The organism is Actinoplanes sp. ATCC 53533, assembly GCF_003947245.1.
On record NZ_QHHV01000002.1, the window covers coordinates 19,616 to 37,471 of the forward strand.

Below are 17,856 nucleotides of genomic sequence, written 5' to 3' on the forward strand. Positions count from 1 at the left end.
CCGTTGTCGGCTGCCGCTGGGCGCCGCTCGGTGCAGGCGATCATGCCAGGGCCTTCTGTTGCGCGGCGGCCAGCTCAGCGCAGCCGAGCACGCCGAGGTCGAGCAGCGCGTCGAGCTGGTCGCGGCGGAACACGTTGGCCTCGCCGGTGCCCTGCACCTCCACGAAGTCGCCCTCGCCGGTGCAGACCACGTTCATGTCCACCTCCGCGGCGACATCCTCGAGATACATCAGGTCCAGGCGGGGCTCGCCGTCGATGACGCCGACGCTGACCGCCTGGATCGAGCGGTGCATCACCGCGGCCGGCTTACCCGCCAGCGACTTGCGGTCGGCCAGCCAGTTCACCGCGTCGTGCAGCGCTACGTAGGCGCCGGTGATGGCCGCCGTCCGGGTGCCGCCGTCGGCCTGCAGCACGTCGCAGTCCAGCACGATCGAATTCTCACCCAGCGCCTTGAGGTCGATGCAGGCCCGCAGGCTGCGCCCGATCAGCCGGGAGATCTCCTGGGTGCGGCCGCCGACCTTGCCCTTGACGCTCTCCCGGTCGCCCCGGGTGTTCGTCGCGCGCGGCAGCATCGCATACTCGGCGGTCACCCAGCCCAGGCCGGAGCCCTTGCGCCAGCGCGGCACGCCCTCGGTCACGCTGGCGGTGCAGAGCACTCGGGTGTCGCCGAATTCGACGAGCACCGATCCTTCCGGATGGATGCTCCACCGGCGGGTGAGGGTCACGGGTCGGAGTTGGCCGGGCTCTCGGCCGTCGGGTCGCGCCATGCCAAGAGCCTAGGCCGCCGGCCGTTACAGCGCGTCGCCGGGTGCCGTCGCCCAGGCACTGGATGCGGCAGCGGCGACCGCCGGCACCGCCGGCCGGAGCGCCCGTGGCGGCACCGACTGCCGGGCCAGGACCGCTGAGCTGCGCCCACGGGGCAGCGCGCCGTGGGCGCGCAGGAAACCGTCGACGGCCTGCGGCCAGCCGAACAGCTCGGCGCGGGCCCGGGCGGCCGCCCGGCGCTCGTTCTCGGGGCGGTCCATGAGGCTGCGGACGCCCTCGGCGAAGGCCTCCGGCGTGCCGGGCACGGCCATCCCGGCGTCGCCGACGACCTCGGGCAGCGCGCTGGCGGCGTTGACCACCACGGGCGTGCCGCAGGCCAGGGCCTCCAGCGCGGCGAGCCCGAAGGTCTCCACCGGTCCCGGCGCCACGGCCACGTCGGCGCTGGCCAGCAGCGCGGCGACGTCGTCACGATCGGTGATGTGCCCGGCGAACCGCACCGGCAGCCGGGCCGCACGATAGGCCAGCGCGGCGCGGCGGGAGCCGTCGCCGGCCAGCGCCAGCACGGCGGGGATCTTGGCGGCGCGCAGCGCGGCGATGGTGTCGACGGCCAGCTCGGGACGCTTGTCGGCGGACAGCCGGCTGCAGTAGACGACCAGCAGTTCCTCAGGTCGGGCATAGCGGGACCGGACCGCCGCGTCGGCCCGGCTGGGGTGGAACTGGCGCAGGTTGACCCCGAGCGGGACCTCGACCAGGTTCGGCACGCCGAGGCGGCGGAACTCGGCGGCGGCGAAGGCCGTCGTGCAGACGATCTGGTCGAAGACCTCGGCCGTACGCCGGTTGAGCCGATCGGCCAGCGAGTCGCGCAGCGGCATCCCCCAGACGCCGAGCAGGCCGGCCAGGCTCTCGTGGGAGACCATCATCGACCCGACCCCGCGCTCCCGGGCCCAGCGGCCCGTCCAGCGCAGCGTGGCCCGGTCGGAGACCTCGATGCGGTCCGGCTGCAGCCCGTCCAGCAGGCCGGTCAGCTCCCGCCGGCCGGCCAGCACGCGGTAGCCGCCGGTGCGCGGCACCCGGTGGCCCGGCAGCGTGATCACGCGACCCTGGTCGGTCATCTTGTCGGAGCGTTCCCGCCCCGGGACGATGAGGATCGGCTCGTGGCCGGCCCGCAGGTAGCCCTCACCGAGGTTACGCAGCGCGGTGCGCAGCCCGCCCGAACGGGGTGAGACGAAGTTCGCCAGTCGGACGATGCGCAGACCGCCCGTTGATCGACCGGTCATCGGATTCCTCCCGTGGATACTCCGGCCTTCAGGCCGGAGAGGAAACGGAGGCTACCGCCGTGCGGTGCGTCGCCTCGGTTGGCACTAGCGGGGTGACTAGTCTGTGGATCGTGTCCAGGGCGGTGAAGCGGGCGTTCCGGTACAGGTTCTACCCGAGTCCGGGGCAGGCTGCCGAGCTGGCTCGGACGTTCGGGTGTGTCCGGAAGGTCTACAACTTGGCCCTGTCGGCGCGGACCGAGGCGTGGACACTGCGGCAGGAACGGGTCAGCTATAACGCGACCTCGGCGTTGCTGACCGGGTGGAAGAAGACCGAGGAGTTGGCGTTCCTCAACGAGGTCTCCTGTGTGCCGTTGCAGCAGGCGTTGCGGCATCTGCAGGTGGCGTTCACGAACTTCTTCGCCAAACGCGCCCGGTATCCGAGGTTCAAGAGCCGGAAGCGTTCGCCCAAGTCGGCGGAGTACACCGCCAGCGGGTTCCGCTACCGCGACGGCCTGCTGACCCTGGCGAAGATGACCGAACCCCTGGCCATGGTGTGGTCGAGGCCGCTGCCCGAGGGTGTGTCGCCGTCCACGGTCACGATCAGCCAGGACCCGGCCGGGAGGTGGTTCGTGTCCCTGCTCTGCGACGATGTGATCGGCGAGACCACGGCCGGTGGCGCGGTCGGCGTAGACGCCGGCCTGGACCACCTGCTCACCTTGAATACCGGGGAAAAAATCGCCAACCCGCGACACGAACGCGCCGACCGGGAACGGCTGGCCCGCGCCCAGCGGAACTTGGCCCGCAAGGAGAAAGGCTCCCGCAACCGGGCCAAGGCCCGGCTCGAGGTGGCCCGTATCCATGCCCGGATCGCCGACCGGCGCCGCGATCACCTGCACAAGCTGACGACTCGGCTCGTTCGTGACAACCAAACGATCGTGATCGAGGATCTGACCGTGCGCAACATGGTCAAGAACCACCGCCTGGCCCGGGCCATCTCCGACGCGGCCTGGCGGCAGTTCCGCACGATGGTGGAGTACAAGGCTGAGTGGCACGGCCGGGACGTGGTCGTGGTCGACCGCTGGTTTCCGTCCAGCAAGCTGTGCTCGGTGTGCGGTGCGCTGGCCGAGACCATGCCGCTGAACGTCCGGTCCTGGACGTGCCGGTGTGGCATCGTGCATGACCGGGACGTCAACGCGGCCCGCAACATTCTGGCCGAGGGGCTCTCGGTCGCTGCCTGTGGAGCTGGTGGAAGACCTCAACGGGAGTCCTCCCGGATGAGGCAGCCGGTGATGAAGCAGGAAACCCGGCGGGTGACCGCTGGAGTCCTCCGCCTTTAGGTGGATGGAGGAGGTCAAGCTGGGCACTCCACGGTAAGGGCACTCCAAGGTCACTTCGAGGTCGGTGGTCCGCTCGTGCCGTCCCCTCGGCAAGCTCAGAGATCGTAGCGGGCTCCCGGGCGGACGACCTCCACCGGACCCGTGAAGGCGGCGCACGCGGCCTCCACAGTAGAGGCCTCGCTGCCCCAGGCGGTCACCAGATGGGTCAGCAGCAGTTTGCCGACGTCCGCCTTGGTGGCCGCCGCACCCGCCTCGCCGCCGGTCAGGTGCAGGTCGGGCGGGTTGGCCACGCCGTCGAGGTAACTCGCCTCACACAGGAAGAGATCCGCGCCCTGCGCCAGGCGCAGCAGCGCCTCGCACGGCGCGGTGTCCGATGAGTACGCGAGCACCCGGCCGTTGTGCTCGACCCGGACCCCGTACGTCTCGATCGGATGGTTGACGCGGTCCGCGGTCACGGTGAACGGGCCGATCGGGAACGTGCCCGGCTGCAGCCCGTAGAAGGTGTAGACGTCGTCGACGGGCTCGTTGTCGGCGCTGTAGGCCGCGGAGATGCGCTCCGCCGCGCCCGGCGGGGCATACACCGGCAACGGCGGCAGCGGGCCTCCTGGCGCGTAGCGGCGCACCACCACGTAGGTGCAGGCGTCCAGCATGTGGTCGCAGTGCAGGTGGGTCAGCATGATCGCGTCGACCGCACCGATGCCCGCATATCGCTGCAGCGCCGACAACGATCCGGACCCGAAGTCGATCAGCAGCCGGAAACCCTCTGCCTCGACGAGGTAGGCGGAACAAGCCGACTCGGGGCCGGGAAAACTGCCGGCACAGCCGAGAACGGTCAGTCGCATGCGGGTTCCTCTGGTTCACGCTCGGTCGTCCACTCGCCCAAGACCAATGCTCCTTGAAAGTCCTTTGCCCCCAGGAATCGGTCCTTGGTCGAGACGGCAGACCAGTCAATCACGCTGCGCAGCCTACGCCGGGACCAGCGCGTCAGGTAAACGTCTGATCGATTTGTCGCCAAATCGACAACCTATGTCACACCCGTCGTGACCTGCATCATTATCCCATCCGTTACGCCCTGTGAGTCGCATTCGTTGCACTCGGTGAAGGGACCACACCGGGCATAACGGAGGAGCGCAGTGGCGACGACGGACGTGCGAGAGCCGAGACGAACACGCATCCCGGTGCAGGACTCCCCGGCCCCGGACGTGGTCCCGTTCGGCTGGGAACCCGCGGCGGCCGGCGAGGTGGACGAGACCGACGGCGACGTCTACTTCCGCTTCCCCACTCCGGACGACCCGGCACCGGGCACCCGGCGGCTGCTCGCCATGTCCCTCTACGCGTCGCTGCTCGGCCTGGCCGGGGTCGGCATCGGCATCCGCGGCCTGGTCTCGCAGATCGGCGGCGGGGCGCCCGGCTGGTACGTGCCGGTGCTGGCCTTCCTGGGCATGGTCAGCGTGGCGCTGTCGGTGGGGGCGTTTCTGTCCATCCACCGGCGGGTGCTGCCCTGGTTGCTGCTGCTGGGCGCGGCGCTGCCGCTGATCGCGGACATCATGCTCGCCGTGGCCTACTGAGGCCGCCACCACCGCTGCTGCCGCGCGGGCGGGGGGGTGTCTCTATGATCTTTGTCAAGCGGCAGCGGTGTGTTTTGTGGGGTTTTCGGTGCTGGGTTGTTGGTAGGGCTGCTTGTCGCGGAGCATGGCGTAGATGACGTCGGTGCGTCGTCGGGCGAGGCAGACGATGGCGGCGTTGTGTTTCTTCTTCTCGGCTCTTTTACGGTCGTAGTAGGTGCGGCTGGTCGGGTCGGCGAGGCTCGCGAACGCGGATTGGAACAGCGCGTTCTTGAGGGCGCGGTTGCCGCGCCGGGACCGGGTCTCGCCCTTGATCGAGGTTCCGGACCGGCGGGTCACCGGGGCCAGGCCGGCGTAGGCGGCCAGGTGAGCGGCGCTGGGGAACGCGGAGCCGTCACCGACGATGGTGAGGATCTTCAGGCTGGTCCTGACCCCGAGTCCGGGCATCGAGGTCAGGACCTCGTGCAGAGGGTGGGCCTGTAGGCGTGCTTCGAGTTCGGCGCCGAGGGATGCCCGTTCGAGGTGGATGTCACGCAGCTGGGTGGCGAGTCCGGAGATGACCCGCCCGAACGCCTGAGTGCCCGGGACGATGACGCTCTGCTCGTCGAGAGCGGTGCGGATCTTCGCGGGCAGGGTCTTGGCAAGCCGCGGCGAGCGGGGCTTCATGATCTCGGTCATGGCCTGCGGGGTCAGCCGTGCCAGGGCGTCCGGGGTCGAGGCTGCGACGAGCAGTTCCAGGACGCCGGGGCGGTCGAAGTGCTTACCCAGCAAGCGTTCCAGGGCAGGGTGAACGTGCAGCAGGGCATCGCGTAGCCGGTTGCTCAGACGGGTGGACTGGGCGGCGAGGTCGTCGTCGTAGCCGGCCAGGACCGTCAGGTCGGCGACGGTTTCGTCGTCGGTGCCGATCCGGCGCAGGGTGTGCGGCATCGTGCGGGCGGCGTCGGCGATGATGAACGAGTCGCGGGCGTCGGTCTTGCCTTCGCCGGGGTACAGGTCGGCGATCCGGCGCATCGCGAGGCCGGGCAGGTAGGCGACCTCGATGCCCATCATGCGGGCCACGGCGATGACCAGGGCGCCGATCGAGGCCGGTTGGTCGATGATCACCAAGACCCGGCCGCGGGTCTGAAGCTTGCCGAGGACCTCCTTCAAGGCGTCTTCGTCGTTGGGCAGCGGTTTGTCGTGTAGGCGTTTGCCGGCGGGGTTGAGCGCGCACGCATGGTGCTCGCTCTTACCGACGTCTACTCCGCAGTACACGTCGTACCGGTCGGTGCTGCCGTCCTGCTCGGTCAACGCCTGGTCCCTTGCTCGTACGGAGCAGGCCGCCTCGATGCCTCGCGCCGGCAGCCACGTTACGAACAGACCAAGAAGCGGTCAGGTCTCTATTAGCGGTCACTGGCACCCTCCGGACCCCGGTGACAACACCCCCCAGATCATGGACAACAGGGGGACTAAGTCATGCCGCGGCCGGTGGCCTGCAACCCCGGTTGGGGCTGCGAAAAAGGTAACGGGGGGCCGGCCACCCCGCCTCGTGCTCAGGCCCAGAGCTGACCCTCGAGCGCGTCCTCGGCCTCGGCCAGGGTGCCGCCGTAGGCTCCGGTGGAGAGGTATTTCCAGCCGCCGTCGCAGATCACGAACGCCACGTCGGCGCGCTGGCCGGCCTTGACCGCCTCGTGCGCCACCGCCAGCGCCGCGTGCAGGATCGCGCCGCTGGAGAAGCCCGCGAAGATGCCCTCGACCTCGACGAGCTGCCGGGTGCGCAGCACCGCGTCCCGGGTGCCGACCGAGAAACGCCTGTTCAGCACGGTCGCGTCGTAGAGCTCCGGAACGTAGCCCTCGTCGATGTTGCGCAGGCCGTAGACCAGTTCGCCGTACCGCGGCTCCGCGGCGATGATCTGGATGCCCTCGACCTTCTCCCGCAGGAACCGGCCGGTGCCCATCAGCGTGCCCGTGGTGCCCAGGCCCGCCACGAAGTGGGTGATGGTCGGCAGGTCGTGCAGCAACTCCGGCCCGGTGGTCTCGTAGTGGGCGCGGGCGTTGGCCGCGTTGCCGTACTGGAAGAGCATGACCCAGTCCGGGTGCTCGGCCGCGATCTGCTTCGCCGTCGCGACCGCCTGGTTGGAGCCGCCGGCGGCCGGCGAAAAGATGATCTCCGCGCCGTACATTCGGAGCAGTTGCACCCGCTCGGAGGAGACGTTCTCCGGCATCACGCAGACCAGCCGGTAGCCGCGCAGCTTGGCCACCATGGCCAGGGAGATGCCGGTGTTGCCGCTGGTCGGCTCCAGGATGGTGTCGCCGGGGCGCAGGCGCCCGGACTCCTCCGCCTCGCGCACCATGAACAGCGCCGGGCGGTCCTTGATGCTGCCGGTCGGGTTGCGGTCCTCGAGCTTGGCCCAGAGCCGCACCGGCGGCGCCCCCTCGGGCACCGTCGGCGACAGCCGGGGCAGGCCGACCAGCGGCGTGCCCCCGCAAGCGTCCAGCAGGCTCTCGTAGCGAGCCACGACGGCTACCTCCGCAGCAGGGCCGCCGCGGCGGCGAAGCCCAGCGCGCCGCCGGCCACGGCCGGCAGGATGGTGACGGAGTCGCCGTCGTTCAGCTTGGCGTCGAGCGCGCCCAGGAAGCGGACGTCCTCGTCGTTGACATACACGTTGACGAACCGGTGCAGACCGCCCTCGGGCGTGAGCAGCCGGCCCTTGAGGCCCGAGTGCTTGGCGTCCAGGTCGTCGATCAGGCCGGAGAGCGTGTCGCCGGCGCCCTCGATGACCTTCGAGCCACCGGTGTAGCTGCGCAGGATGGTCGGAACGCGGACTTCGATAGCCATGACTGTGATGCTCCTAGTAAAGAGAAAGTCGAGAAAGTTCGAGGGCAGGGTCGTCAGAGGTCGCGTCAGCGACACTCGTAATAGACCGACGCGGGGCTCTGCCCGAACATGTACGACTGGACGGCGAAGCCGTCCGCACTCCCACTCACGCGTCCACCGTCGCATCCACGATGTTGACCTCTTCTTCGGTCACCACACCGTCCACGATACGGAACGAACGAATCTCCTCGGACTCCGGCTCACGGGTCGAGACCAGCATGTAATGCGCGCCCGGCTCGCCGGCGAAGGAGATGTCGGTGCGGGATGGATACGCCTCCGTCGCGGTGTGCGAGTGGTAGATGACCACCGGCTCCTCGTCGTTGTCGTCCATCTCGCGCCAGACCCGCAGCTGCTCCATCGAGTCGAACTCGTAGAACGTCATGGAACGCGCCGCGTTGTCCATCGCGATGTGTCGCGTCGGCAGGTCGCTGCCGACGGGCCCGGCGACGACCCCGCAGGCCTCGTCGGGGTGGTCCCGGCGGGCGTGGGCGACGATCGCGTTGACGATCGCGCTGTCGATGGTCAGCACACCGTTCACATTACCGTGACCGCGCCCCGGACCGGACGTGGCAGTGCTCACGTGCGCACCCGTCGTGAGCAGCGGTACGAAAGCCGCGAGCAGGGGTACGAAAGGAGCATGAAGCAGCGTGCCATCGGAAACACCCAGGTCGGCGCCGTCGGACTCGGCGGCATGCCGATGTCCATCGAGGGGCGCCCCGACACCGCCCGCTCGGTCCGGACCATCCACGCCGCGCTCGACGCCGGCGTGACCCTGATCGACACGGCCGACGCCTACCACCTGCATGCCGACGACGTCGGGCACAACGAGACGCTGATCGCGCAGGCGCTGGCGAGCTGGGGTGGCGACACCTCCGGCGTGCTGGTCGCCACCAAGGGCGGCCACCTGCGCCCCGGCGACGGCTCGTGGACCGTCGACGGCTCCCCGGCGCACCTGCGCGCGGCCGTCGAGGGCTCACTCAAGCGGCTCGGCGTCGACGCGATCGGCCTCTACCAGTTCCACCGCCCCGACCCGGCGGTCCCGTACGCGGACTCCGTCGGCACCCTGGGTGAGCTGCTCGCCGAGGGCAAGATCCGGCAGGCCGGCATCTCCAACGCGAGCGTGGGGCAGATCCGCCAGGCGCGGGAGATCCTCGGCGACCGGCTGGTCTCGGTGCAGAACCAGTTCTCCCCCGCGTTCCGCTCCTCGGAGGACGAGCTGCGCCTCTGCGACGAGCTGGGCATCGCCTTCCTGCCGTGGTCGCCGCTTGGCGGGATCACCAGGGCCGGTGAGCTGGGCCGCAGGTTCGCCGCATTCGCCGAGGTCGCCGCCGCGCACGGGGTCAGCCCGCAGCGGGTGACGCTGGCGTGGATGCTGGCCAAGAGCCCGCACGTGATCCCGATCCCGGGCGCCAGCCGTCCGGAGTCGATCACCGACTCGGCCCGGGCCCCGGAGGTCGAGCTGACCGGCGAGGAACTGGCCCGGCTCGACCGGGCCTGACGGGTGGCTAGCGCCGCTCCTCGATCTCCGGGAGCGCGTTGAGCAGGGATTCCTGCAGATATCCCAGGTATGCGTAGACGGAGAGCTGGAAGACCCGGCTCGACGCGGGGTCGCGCACGACGGCCTCGTCGAGCTCGTCACTGAGGTCGGTGTCGCCCTGGATGTCGAGCCGGGTCCCCATGGCCAGCCGCGCGTCGTTGATCGCCCGCAGCCACGCCTCGGCCTCCTCGCCGTCCAGGCGCACCTCGCCGGGGCCGTCGTCGGGCAGCGCGGCGAGGATCGCCCCGGCCTGGTCGATCTTGCCCGTCTTGATGTCACCCTCGGTGTAGAGGCGGAACTCGGCGGAGTCGTCGGGCCGGTCCGGGTAGATGTCCGGGAAGAGCCGGCCGACCACCGGGTCGGTGTGGTCGAAACCGTCCATGAGCAGGCCCACGACCTCGCCGGCGACCTTGCGCAACACACGCACCTCGTCGATGGCGAAGGTGGCCACGCACTGGCTCCCGTTACGTCGGAACATCGTTCACTTCACCCGCTCACTCACGCTCGATCCACCGTCGCCCACAGACCGTAGCCGTGGAGTTGCGCAGCGTCCATTTCCATCCGCTCGCGCGCGCCGGTCGAAACGATCGCCTTGCCCTTGTTATGCACATCCATCATCAGCTGCTCGGCCCGGTCGTGGCTGTAGCCGAAAAGCTTCTGGAACACCCAGGTCACATACGACATCAGATTGACCGGATCGTCCCAGACGATGGTCACCCACGGCCGGTCATCAGCCGGTACCTCCTCGATCTGCGGCGTCTCTGCGGGAGCGACCTGAGGCAACGCCATGCCCCCCATCGTGCCACGCCGATTCGGGCGGGGGTCGAACCGAGGAGGCCGAGCGCGTCGAAAAGGGCGGGATGACGCAGCCCCGAGACTGCGCCGCGCCCGCGGAAAACACCGCTCACCGGCGCAAACACCGGTTGGGGCCGGCGGGCGCCCGGACCCGCCCCGCCAGGCTGGGCCCGGGCAGTCGCGCCGGCACCGCCGAACCGTATGGGACGGGCGCGGAACCGGACAGATGCCGGAATACTCACCGTTTCATCCCGTGTTACTCATTCTCGAACATGGCACGTGCGGTGACCTGAAGGTGACTGATCTCGATATGCTGGCCGGGTGGAGCACTGGGGATTCGTCGGCCGCGCCGACGAGTTGACCCGGCTCACCAGCGCCGCGACGGGGCACGCGGAGCACGGCTTGATCCTCAGCGGCAGCGCCGGCATCGGCAAGAGCCGCCTGCTGCACGAGGCCGTCGCCGGGCTGCCCGCCGAGCACCACGCGGTGTACTGCGCCGCGGCGAACATCGCCAGCTCGGGGCTGCCGTTCGGCGGGCTGGCCCAGATCCTGCCGGCCGACCCGCCCGCGGGCCTCTCCCCCGCCGGGCTGCTGCGCTGGGCCGTCGACGGGCTGCACGCCGAGTCCGGTGACCGGCCGATGGTGCTGGCCGTCGACGACGCCCACCTGCTCGACCCGCCGTCGGCCGCGCTGGCCCACCTGCTCGTCCGGGAGGGTGCCACCCTGCTCGGCACGCTGCGCACCGCCGAGCCGGTGCCGCCGCCGATCAGCGCGCTGTGGACAGAGGGCCTGGTCGGCCACGTCGAGCTGGACCCGCTGACCGACGACGAGTCGCGCGAGCTGCTGACGGCGCTGGTGCGCGGGCCGGTCGAGGCGGGCTCCGCGCGGCGGCTCATCCGCCTGGGCGGCGGCAATCCGCTACTGCTGCGCGAGCTGGTGCTGGCCGCGGTCGGCGGGGGCGAGCTGATCGAGACGTACGGGTTCTGGCGCTGGACCGGCCGGCTCACCCTGGCGCCCAGCCTGGCCGACCTGGTCGGCGCCCGGATCCGCGGGCTCACCCCCGGCGTCCGCGACGTGCTGGAGCTGGTCTCCTTCGGCGAGCCGGTCGGCCTCACCCTGCTGCTGCGGGCGGCCGCGGCCGCCGACGTGGAGGCCGCCGAGGAGCGCGGCCTGCTCCGGGTCGTCGCCGACGAGCGCCGCCGGGAGGTGCGGCTGGCCCACCCGCTCTACGGCGAGGTGGTCCGCCGCCGCTGCCCGGTGACCCGGTCGCAGCGGCTGCTCGCCGAGCTCGCCGATCTGGTCGAGGGCGCCGGCGCCCGGCGCCGCGACGATGTGCTGCGGGTCGCGCTCTGGCGGCTCGACTCGGGTACGGCGCAGGACGGCGCCCTGCTGCTCGACGCGGCCCGGCAGGCGTTCGGCCGGTTCGACATCGACCTGGCCCGGCGGCTGGCCACGGCGGCCTGCGACGCGGGGGCCGGGTGGGCCGCCGCCGAGCTGCTGGCCACCGTGCTGCTCTTCGCCGACTGCCCGGAGGAGGCGCTGGCGGTCCTGGACGAAAACCCGGACGACAGCGCCCGCCGGCTCACCGCGCGGGCCGCGGTGGAGTTCTTCGGCCTGGGCCGGGCCGAGGCGGCCGACACCCTCGCCGCGGCCCGGCTGGCCGACCCGGCGGAAACCGCCCGGATCCGGGCGTTCGAAGCCCTCATCCGGCTCCAGCTCGACGAGTTGCCCGCCGCCCGGCGCCTCGCCCGGGAGGCGCTCGACGAGCCGGCGGCGGGCGTCGCGACCCGCGCGCTGGCCCGCTGCGTGCTGGCGTATCTGCTGGCGGCCGGCGGCGACTCCGCCGGCAGCGCCGAGCTCATCGCGGCGGTCGAGGCCGACACGGCGGCCTGGCGGCGCGACACCCCGAACCTGCAGTACGCCCTGCAGATGGCCGAGGGCACCCGGGTCAGCGCCGCCCTCGACCTGCCCGGCATCGACCGGATCCTGGCGGCGGAGTTCGCCCACCTCGCCCAGGCCGGCGGCTTCGGTTTCGGCTCCGGCTGGGTGTCGCTGCTGCAGGCGCAGGCGAGTCTGCTGCGGGGACAGACCGAGGAGGCCCTGCACGCCGCGGAGCAGGCCTGCGCGGCCCTCGCCCCGGCCCGGGTCTACGACGGCAGCGCCCACTTCGCCCGCGCCCACGTGGCGGCCCTGCGCGGCGAGAGCCGGACCGCCGCCGAGTCCCTGGCCACCGCCGAGTCGGTCACGGGCACCGCCCTCGGCCGCTACTACCCGTGGCAGGAGCAGGCCCGGGCGTGGACGCTGGCGTGCCAAGGCGAGCTGGCCGCGGCCGTACGCGTCCTGCAGCGTGCCGCGGCCCGGCTGCGGGCCGACGGCCTGCACGCCCACGAGCTGCTCGCCCTCTACGACCTGGTCCGGCTCGGAGAGCCGCAGCTGGCCGCGTCCCGGCTCGCGGAGCTGGCGCCGGTGGTCGGCGGCCGGGCCACCGCCCTGGTGATCCGGCACGCCGAGGCCGCCGCGACCGGGGCGGCCGAGGAGCTGTTCGCGGTGGCCCGCGAGTTCGCCGTGCTGGGCTACCTGGTGTTCGCGGCGGAGACGGCGGCCGGCGCGGTCCGGATCTTCCGCACCGCCCGGGATCCGCGGGCGCTGGCCGCGAGCACCCTGATGGCCGACGTGCTGAGCCGCTGCGGCACCCTGCGGACCCCGGCGCTGCTGGCGATCCAGCCCACGCTGACGGTCCGGGAGCGCCAGGTGGCCGAGCTGGCCGCCGAGGGCGTCCGCAGCCGGGAGATCGCCGACCGGCTCTACCTGTCGCCACGCACCGTGGAAAATCATCTCCAGCGCGTCTACACCAAGCTGGGCGTGAACGGCCGGGTCGAGCTGGCTCCGGCGCTCCGTTTGCTCCCCCGCTAGGCCTCCGTCTGCCGCCGCCGAGAAAGCACGCCTAAGGTGGATCAGTGACCGACTTCGCTCCCGCGCTGCTGACCGACCAGTACGAGCTGACCATGGTCAGTGCCGCCCTCAAGGACGGGACGGCCAACCGCCGTAGCGTCTTCGAGGTGTTCGCCCGGCGGCTGCCGACCGGGCGGCGCTACGGCGTGGCCGCCGGGCAGGGCCGGCTGATGGAGCTGATCCGCGACTTCCGCTTCGCGCCGGAGGACATCGACTTCCTGCGCCGGTCCGGGATCGTCGACGAGGCCACCGCGGGCTGGCTCACGGACTACCACTTCACCGGCGACATCGACGGGTATGCCGAGGGTGAGCTGTTCTTCCCGGGCTCCCCGATCCTCACGGTCTCCGGCCGCTTCGCCGAGTGCGTGGTGCTGGAGACGCTGATCCTGTCGGTGCTCAACCACGACTGCGCGATCGCGGCGGGTGCGGCCCGGATGGTCACCGCCGCCCGCGGCCGGCCGATCATCGAGATGGGCTCCCGCCGCACCCATGAGGAGGCCGCCGTGGCCGCGGCCCGCGCGGCCTACCTGGCCGGCTTCGCCTCCACGTCGAATCTCGCGGCCGGCGGCCGCTACGGCATCCCCACCACGGGCACGTCGGCGCACGCGTTCACGCTGCTGCACGACGACGAGCCGGCCGCGTTCGCCTCGCAGGTGGCGGCGCTGGGCAAGAACACGACGCTGCTGGTGGACACGTACGACATCGCCCAGGGCATCCGCAACGCGATCTCCGTGGCCGGACCGGGCCTGCGCGCGGTCCGCATCGACTCGGGCGACCTGTCGGTGCTGGCCCAGCACTCCCGCGAGTTGCTCGACTCGCTCGGCGCCACCGAGACGAAGATCATCGTCTCCGGCGACATGGACGAATACTCTATCGCGACGCTGGCGGCGGAACCGGTCGACATGTACGGCGCGGGCACGGCGGTGGTGACCGGCTCCGGCGCGCCGACGGCCGGGCTGGTCTACAAGCTGGTCGAGGTCGAAGGCCGGGCCGTGGTGAAGCGCTCGGAGAACAAGGCGACGGTCGGCGGGCGCAAGACCGCCATCCGGCGGCACAAGCCCACGGGAACGGCCACCGAGGAGATCGTCGTGTCGCAGGGCGTCCCGGACCACCGCACCAACGACCGGCTGCTGCAGCGCTCCTTCGTGGTGGGCGGCGAGGTCGCACCGCTGCCGGCCCTGACCGATTCCCGCGACCACCTGCGCCAGTGCCTGATCTCGATCCCGTGGGAGGGCCTGAAGCTCTCCGCCGGGGATCCGGCGATCCCGGTAACCGTCGTCCCGACCGCCTGAGAGGGTTTTCACCATATGTCGCGCGCGCTCATCATCGTCGACGTCCAGAACGACTTCTGCGAGGGCGGCTCCCTGGCCGTGCAAGGCGGGGCGGGAGTGGCCGCGGGGATCTCGGCGGCCCTGAAGTCGGGCACCTGGGACCACGTCGTCGCGACGAAGGACTACCACGTGGACCCGGGGGTGCACTTCAGCGCGCACCCGGACTTCGTGGACACCTGGCCGCCGCACTGCGTGGTGGGCACGGACGGGGCGTCCTTCCACCCGGCGCTGGAGACCGCGCGGGTCGAGGCGGTGTTCCACAAGGGTGCGCACGCCGCGGCGTATTCGGGCTTCGAGGGACACACCACCGATGGCGAAGGGCTGGCGGACTGGCTCCGGGCCCGCTCGGTGACCGAGGTCGAGGTGGTGGGCATCGCCACGGACCATTGCGTACGGGCCACGGCGCTGGACGCTCAGCGGGCCGGCTTCGCCACCACGGTGCTGTTGGAGCTGACCGCCGGGGTGGCCGCGGCCACCACGGACGCGGCGCTGGCGCAGTTCGGGGAGGCCTCGGTGGCCACGACCGGCAGCCCGGTGGTCCTGCCCGGCCCCGCGTGACCTAGGTCTAACCGGCTTGGGGATGTCACACCCCTGCTGGAGACTGACCGGCGGAGGTTAGGACCGCAATGACACTCACGCCTTACCGGGAAACGCTCGCCCTGCGCGGGATCCGCTCGCTGCTCCTCATGGCGACGCTGGCCCGCATCCCGATCACGGCCGGCACGGTCACCCTGACGCTGCACGTGACCCTCGATCTACACCTCGGCTATGGCGCCGCGGGCCTGGTCGGTGCGGCCTTCACCGTCGGCAGCTCGATCGGCGCGCCGGTCCTGGGCCGGATCACCGACCGCAAGGGCCTGCGCCCGGTGCTGGTGCTGACCACGCTGGCCGAGCTGACGTTCTGGACGACGGCCCAGGCCATGCCGTACTGGGCGCTGCTGATCGCGGCGCTGCTGGGCGGCTTCCTGACGCTGCCGGCGTTCTCGGTCGCCCGGCAGTCGATCGCGGCGCTGGCGCCCGAGTCCCATCGGCTGCCGGCCTTCGCCCTGGATTCGATCACCACGGAGCTGTCCTTCATGGCGGGCCCGGCGCTGGGTGTGCTGATCAGCACCACCGCGGGCCCCCGGGTGGCGATGCTCGCGGTCGGCGGCGGCATCCTGCTGTCCGGCATCGGCCTGTACCTGCTGAACCCACCGATCCGAGGCAAGCACGAAACCCCGATCTCGGCCGGCGAGCGGGTGCCCCGCAACACGTGGCTGAAGCCCCGCCTGGTGGCCGTCCTGGCGATCAGCAGCGCCGCGACCCTCGTCCTGAGCGGCACGGACGTGGCCGTGGTGGCGGTGTTGCAAAATTCCGGCGAGGTCGAGTGGACCGGGGCGGTGCTCGGCCTGTGGGCGGCATACTCGCTGCTGGGCGGCTTCTCCTACGGCACGGTGAAGCGGGGCCTGCCCCCGCTGGTTCTGTTCGCCCCGATGGCCCTGCTCACGATCCCGGTCGGCCTCGCCGGCGGCCACTGGTGGCTGCTCGCGCTCCTGCTGCTGCCGGCGGGAGCGCTCTGCGCCCCGACGATCACCGCCACGGCGGACGCGGTGAGCAGGCTCACCCCCGCCTCGGCGCGAGGTGAGGCGATGGGCCTGCACAACTCGTCACTGACGGTGGGCGTGGCGCTGGGCGCACCGCTGGCCGGGGTGGTGATGGACACCTGGTCGCCGGCCTGGGGCTTCACGGCCGTGGGTGGCGTGGGCCTGGTGGTGGCCGCGCTGGCCCTCCCGGCCGAGCTACGCCGGCGCCGCGAGCAGCCGGCGGACGAGGCCACGGACCCGGCGGACGAGTCTGCCGACCCCCTCGCCTCGGGCGCCGCCGGCCCGGCGGTCGAGCTCCCCAGCCCGGAGGCCACAGCCCCGACACACTGACGGCAGGAAGCCGACCGCCCGGCTAGCCCAAGATCGCGGCACGCGCGACGCGCGGCACGGCGTGCGGGCATGCCGCAGGACCACCTCCGGCCGGGCCCTCACCGGCAGACCGTGAACGCGATGACTCGCCCACCGCGTGGTCAGTGACGCAGGTCCCAGGTCCCGACCACCCACCATCGGACCGATCTTGTGTCGCACCGGTGCCCGATCGGTGCGAGATCCTCGCCGGCTCACCAACGCTTCATCGACGGACGGAATGGGGTGTTTTGAGGGGCTAGGTGCCGGAGTGTGAGACGGAACGTTCACCCCGTGGTACGCAACGCCCGGTATCCGGGAACAAGGTCCGCGCGCCCGACGCCGGTGCCCGCGTGTGGACCACCCGTCTCGCGGAGGAAACGGTTCCGAGCAGATAGACCGAACCGGCCCGCTCCCTGGCGGGGGCGGGCCGGTTTTGTGCTTCGGTCAGTGCTTGCCGCGGTCTTCCTGGTAGGTCGCGCCGCCGTCCGACTCCGCGGTCAGCGGCCGGGCGCCGCCCTCCGGTGGGCCGGCGAGCGACTGGGCGCCCGCCGCGAGCTCCGGGAACTTGGCGTCGAAGGCCGGGCGCTCCGAGCGGATGCGCGGCATCCGGTCGAAGTTGCGCAGCGGCGGCGGGCTGGAGGTCGCCCACTCCAGCGAGTTGCCCGCGCCCCACGGGTCGTCGACCGTCACCAACTGGCCGACCTTGTACGACTTCCACACGTTGTAGAGGAACGGCAGCGTGGACGCGCCCAGCACGAACGAGCCGATGGTCGAGAACGTGTTCAGGAAGGTGAAGCCGTCGCTCGGCAGGTAGTCCGCATAGCGCCGGGGCATGCCCTCCGCGCCCAGCCAGTGCTGCACGAGGAACGTCGCGTGGAAGCCCAGGAAGGTCAGCCAGAAGTGGATCTTCCCGAGCCGGTCGTCGAGCATTCGGCCGAACATCTTCGGGAACCAGAAGTAGATGCCCGAGAACACCGCGAACACGATCGTGCCGAACAGCACGTAGTGGAAGTGCGCGATGACGAAGTATGAGTCCGAGACGTGGAAGTCGATCGGCGGGGCCGCGAGCAGCACGCCGGACAGGCCACCGAAGAGGAACGTCACGAGGAAGCCGATCGCGAACAGCATCGGCGTCTCGAAGCTGATCTGGCCGCGCCACATCGTGCCGATCCAGACGAAGAACTTCATGCCGGTCGGGACCGCGATGAGGAAGCTCAGGAAGCTGAAGAACGGCAGCAACACCTGGCCGGTGACGAACATGTGGTGCGCCCACACGCTCATCGACAGCGCCGCGATCAGCAGGGTCGCGCCGACCAGGCCCTTGTAGCCGAAGACCGGCTTGCGGCTGAAGACCGGGATGACCTCGGTGATGATGCCGAAGAACGGCAGCGCGACGATGTAGACCTCGGGGTGGCCGAAGAACCAGAACAGATGCTGCCAGAGCATCGGGCCGCCGGTTTCGACGTCGAAGACGTGCGCGCCGAGCACCCGGTCGGCGGCCAGCGCGAACAGCGCGGCGGCCAGGAACGGA

The 17,856-nt window shown here is 71.2% G+C and carries 16 protein-coding genes and 1 pseudogene; 7 read left to right on the top strand and 10 right to left on the bottom strand.

Annotated features, from left to right (window positions below):
* Nucleotides 1–40: 40 nt before the first annotated feature.
* Nucleotides 41–766 carry a ribonuclease PH gene (gene rph / locus DMB66_RS00185; RefSeq protein WP_125801923.1) on the bottom strand — a complete coding sequence of 242 codons (726 nt, stop codon included), beginning with the start codon at nucleotides 764–766 and terminating at the stop codon, nucleotides 41–43.
* A gap of 24 nt (nucleotides 767–790) precedes the next feature.
* Nucleotides 791–2,041 carry a glycosyltransferase gene (locus DMB66_RS00190; protein ID WP_125801924.1) on the bottom strand — a complete coding sequence of 417 codons (1,251 nt, stop codon included), beginning with the start codon at nucleotides 2,039–2,041 and terminating at the stop codon, nucleotides 791–793.
* A 110-nt stretch (nucleotides 2,042–2,151) separates the two neighbouring features.
* On the opposite strand from DMB66_RS00190, the gene DMB66_RS00195 reads away from it, so the two are divergent.
* Complete coding sequence (locus DMB66_RS00195) at nucleotides 2,152–3,357, top strand: RNA-guided endonuclease TnpB family protein (protein WP_199751589.1); 1,206 nt, start codon at nucleotides 2,152–2,154, stop codon at nucleotides 3,355–3,357.
* A gap of 95 nt (nucleotides 3,358–3,452) precedes the next feature.
* Here the strand turns inward: DMB66_RS00195 and DMB66_RS00200 are convergent, their stop codons facing one another.
* Nucleotides 3,453–4,199, bottom strand: a complete 747-nt coding sequence (locus tag DMB66_RS00200; RefSeq protein WP_125801925.1) for an MBL fold metallo-hydrolase — start codon at nucleotides 4,197–4,199, stop codon at nucleotides 3,453–3,455.
* Between the two features lie 291 nt (nucleotides 4,200–4,490).
* Between DMB66_RS00200 and DMB66_RS00205 the strand changes: the two genes are divergently transcribed.
* Complete coding sequence (locus DMB66_RS00205) at nucleotides 4,491–4,925, top strand: hypothetical protein (RefSeq protein ID WP_125801926.1); 435 nt, start codon at nucleotides 4,491–4,493, stop codon at nucleotides 4,923–4,925.
* A 54-nt stretch (nucleotides 4,926–4,979) separates the two neighbouring features.
* Here DMB66_RS00205 and DMB66_RS00210 read toward each other — a convergent pair whose 3' ends face one another.
* From DMB66_RS00210 to DMB66_RS00225, 4 genes and pseudogenes are all read right to left on the bottom strand, one after another.
* Nucleotides 4,980–6,212 (bottom strand): IS110 family transposase, encoded by a 1,233-nt coding sequence (locus DMB66_RS00210; protein ID WP_125801927.1) that lies wholly within the window; start codon nucleotides 6,210–6,212, stop codon nucleotides 4,980–4,982.
* Nucleotides 6,213–6,454: 242 nt separating this feature from the next.
* Nucleotides 6,455–7,420: a PLP-dependent cysteine synthase family protein gene (locus DMB66_RS00215; protein WP_125801928.1), complete on the bottom strand. Its 966-nt coding sequence runs from the start codon at nucleotides 7,418–7,420 to the stop codon at nucleotides 6,455–6,457.
* Nucleotides 7,421–7,425: 5 nt separating this feature from the next.
* Complete coding sequence (locus DMB66_RS00220) at nucleotides 7,426–7,740, bottom strand: MoaD family protein (RefSeq protein WP_125801929.1); 315 nt, start codon at nucleotides 7,738–7,740, stop codon at nucleotides 7,426–7,428.
* 65 nt (nucleotides 7,741–7,805) lie between these two features.
* Nucleotides 7,806–8,308 (bottom strand): annotated as a pseudogene (locus DMB66_RS00225) (Mov34/MPN/PAD-1 family protein).
* Between the two features lie 108 nt (nucleotides 8,309–8,416).
* On the opposite strand from DMB66_RS00225, the gene DMB66_RS00230 reads away from it, so the two are divergent.
* Entirely contained in the window at nucleotides 8,417–9,277 is an 861-nt protein-coding gene (locus tag DMB66_RS00230) for an aldo/keto reductase (protein ID WP_125801931.1), read from the top strand.
* Between the two features lie 7 nt (nucleotides 9,278–9,284).
* Here DMB66_RS00230 and DMB66_RS00235 read toward each other — a convergent pair whose 3' ends face one another.
* Nucleotides 9,285–9,794: a DUF2017 domain-containing protein gene (locus tag DMB66_RS00235; protein ID WP_125801932.1), complete on the bottom strand. Its 510-nt coding sequence runs from the start codon at nucleotides 9,792–9,794 to the stop codon at nucleotides 9,285–9,287.
* 20 nt (nucleotides 9,795–9,814) lie between these two features.
* Nucleotides 9,815–10,105 carry an ATP-dependent Clp protease adapter ClpS gene (gene clpS / locus DMB66_RS00240; RefSeq protein WP_125801933.1) on the bottom strand — a complete coding sequence of 97 codons (291 nt, stop codon included), beginning with the start codon at nucleotides 10,103–10,105 and terminating at the stop codon, nucleotides 9,815–9,817.
* Between the two features lie 327 nt (nucleotides 10,106–10,432).
* On the opposite strand from clpS, the gene DMB66_RS00245 reads away from it, so the two are divergent.
* The 4 genes from DMB66_RS00245 to DMB66_RS00260 all read left to right on the top strand — a co-directional run bounded on the left by DMB66_RS00245 (nucleotide 10,433) and on the right by DMB66_RS00260 (nucleotide 16,307).
* Nucleotides 10,433–13,024 carry a LuxR C-terminal-related transcriptional regulator gene (locus DMB66_RS00245; RefSeq protein WP_125801934.1) on the top strand — a complete coding sequence of 864 codons (2,592 nt, stop codon included), beginning with the start codon at nucleotides 10,433–10,435 and terminating at the stop codon, nucleotides 13,022–13,024.
* 44 nt (nucleotides 13,025–13,068) lie between these two features.
* On the top strand, nucleotides 13,069–14,355 hold the full coding sequence (locus DMB66_RS00250; protein ID WP_125801935.1) for a nicotinate phosphoribosyltransferase: 1,287 nt from the start codon (nucleotides 13,069–13,071) through the stop codon (nucleotides 14,353–14,355).
* A gap of 15 nt (nucleotides 14,356–14,370) precedes the next feature.
* Nucleotides 14,371–14,952, top strand: a complete 582-nt coding sequence (locus DMB66_RS00255) for an isochorismatase family protein (protein WP_125801936.1) — start codon at nucleotides 14,371–14,373, stop codon at nucleotides 14,950–14,952.
* Between the two features lie 68 nt (nucleotides 14,953–15,020).
* Nucleotides 15,021–16,307 (top strand): MFS transporter, encoded by a 1,287-nt coding sequence (locus DMB66_RS00260; protein WP_125801937.1) that lies wholly within the window; start codon nucleotides 15,021–15,023, stop codon nucleotides 16,305–16,307.
* A 462-nt stretch (nucleotides 16,308–16,769) separates the two neighbouring features.
* Here DMB66_RS00260 and DMB66_RS00265 read toward each other — a convergent pair.
* The coding region (locus DMB66_RS00265; RefSeq protein WP_199751592.1) for a cbb3-type cytochrome c oxidase subunit I at nucleotides 16,770–17,856 on the bottom strand (1,087 nt) is incomplete at its 5' end.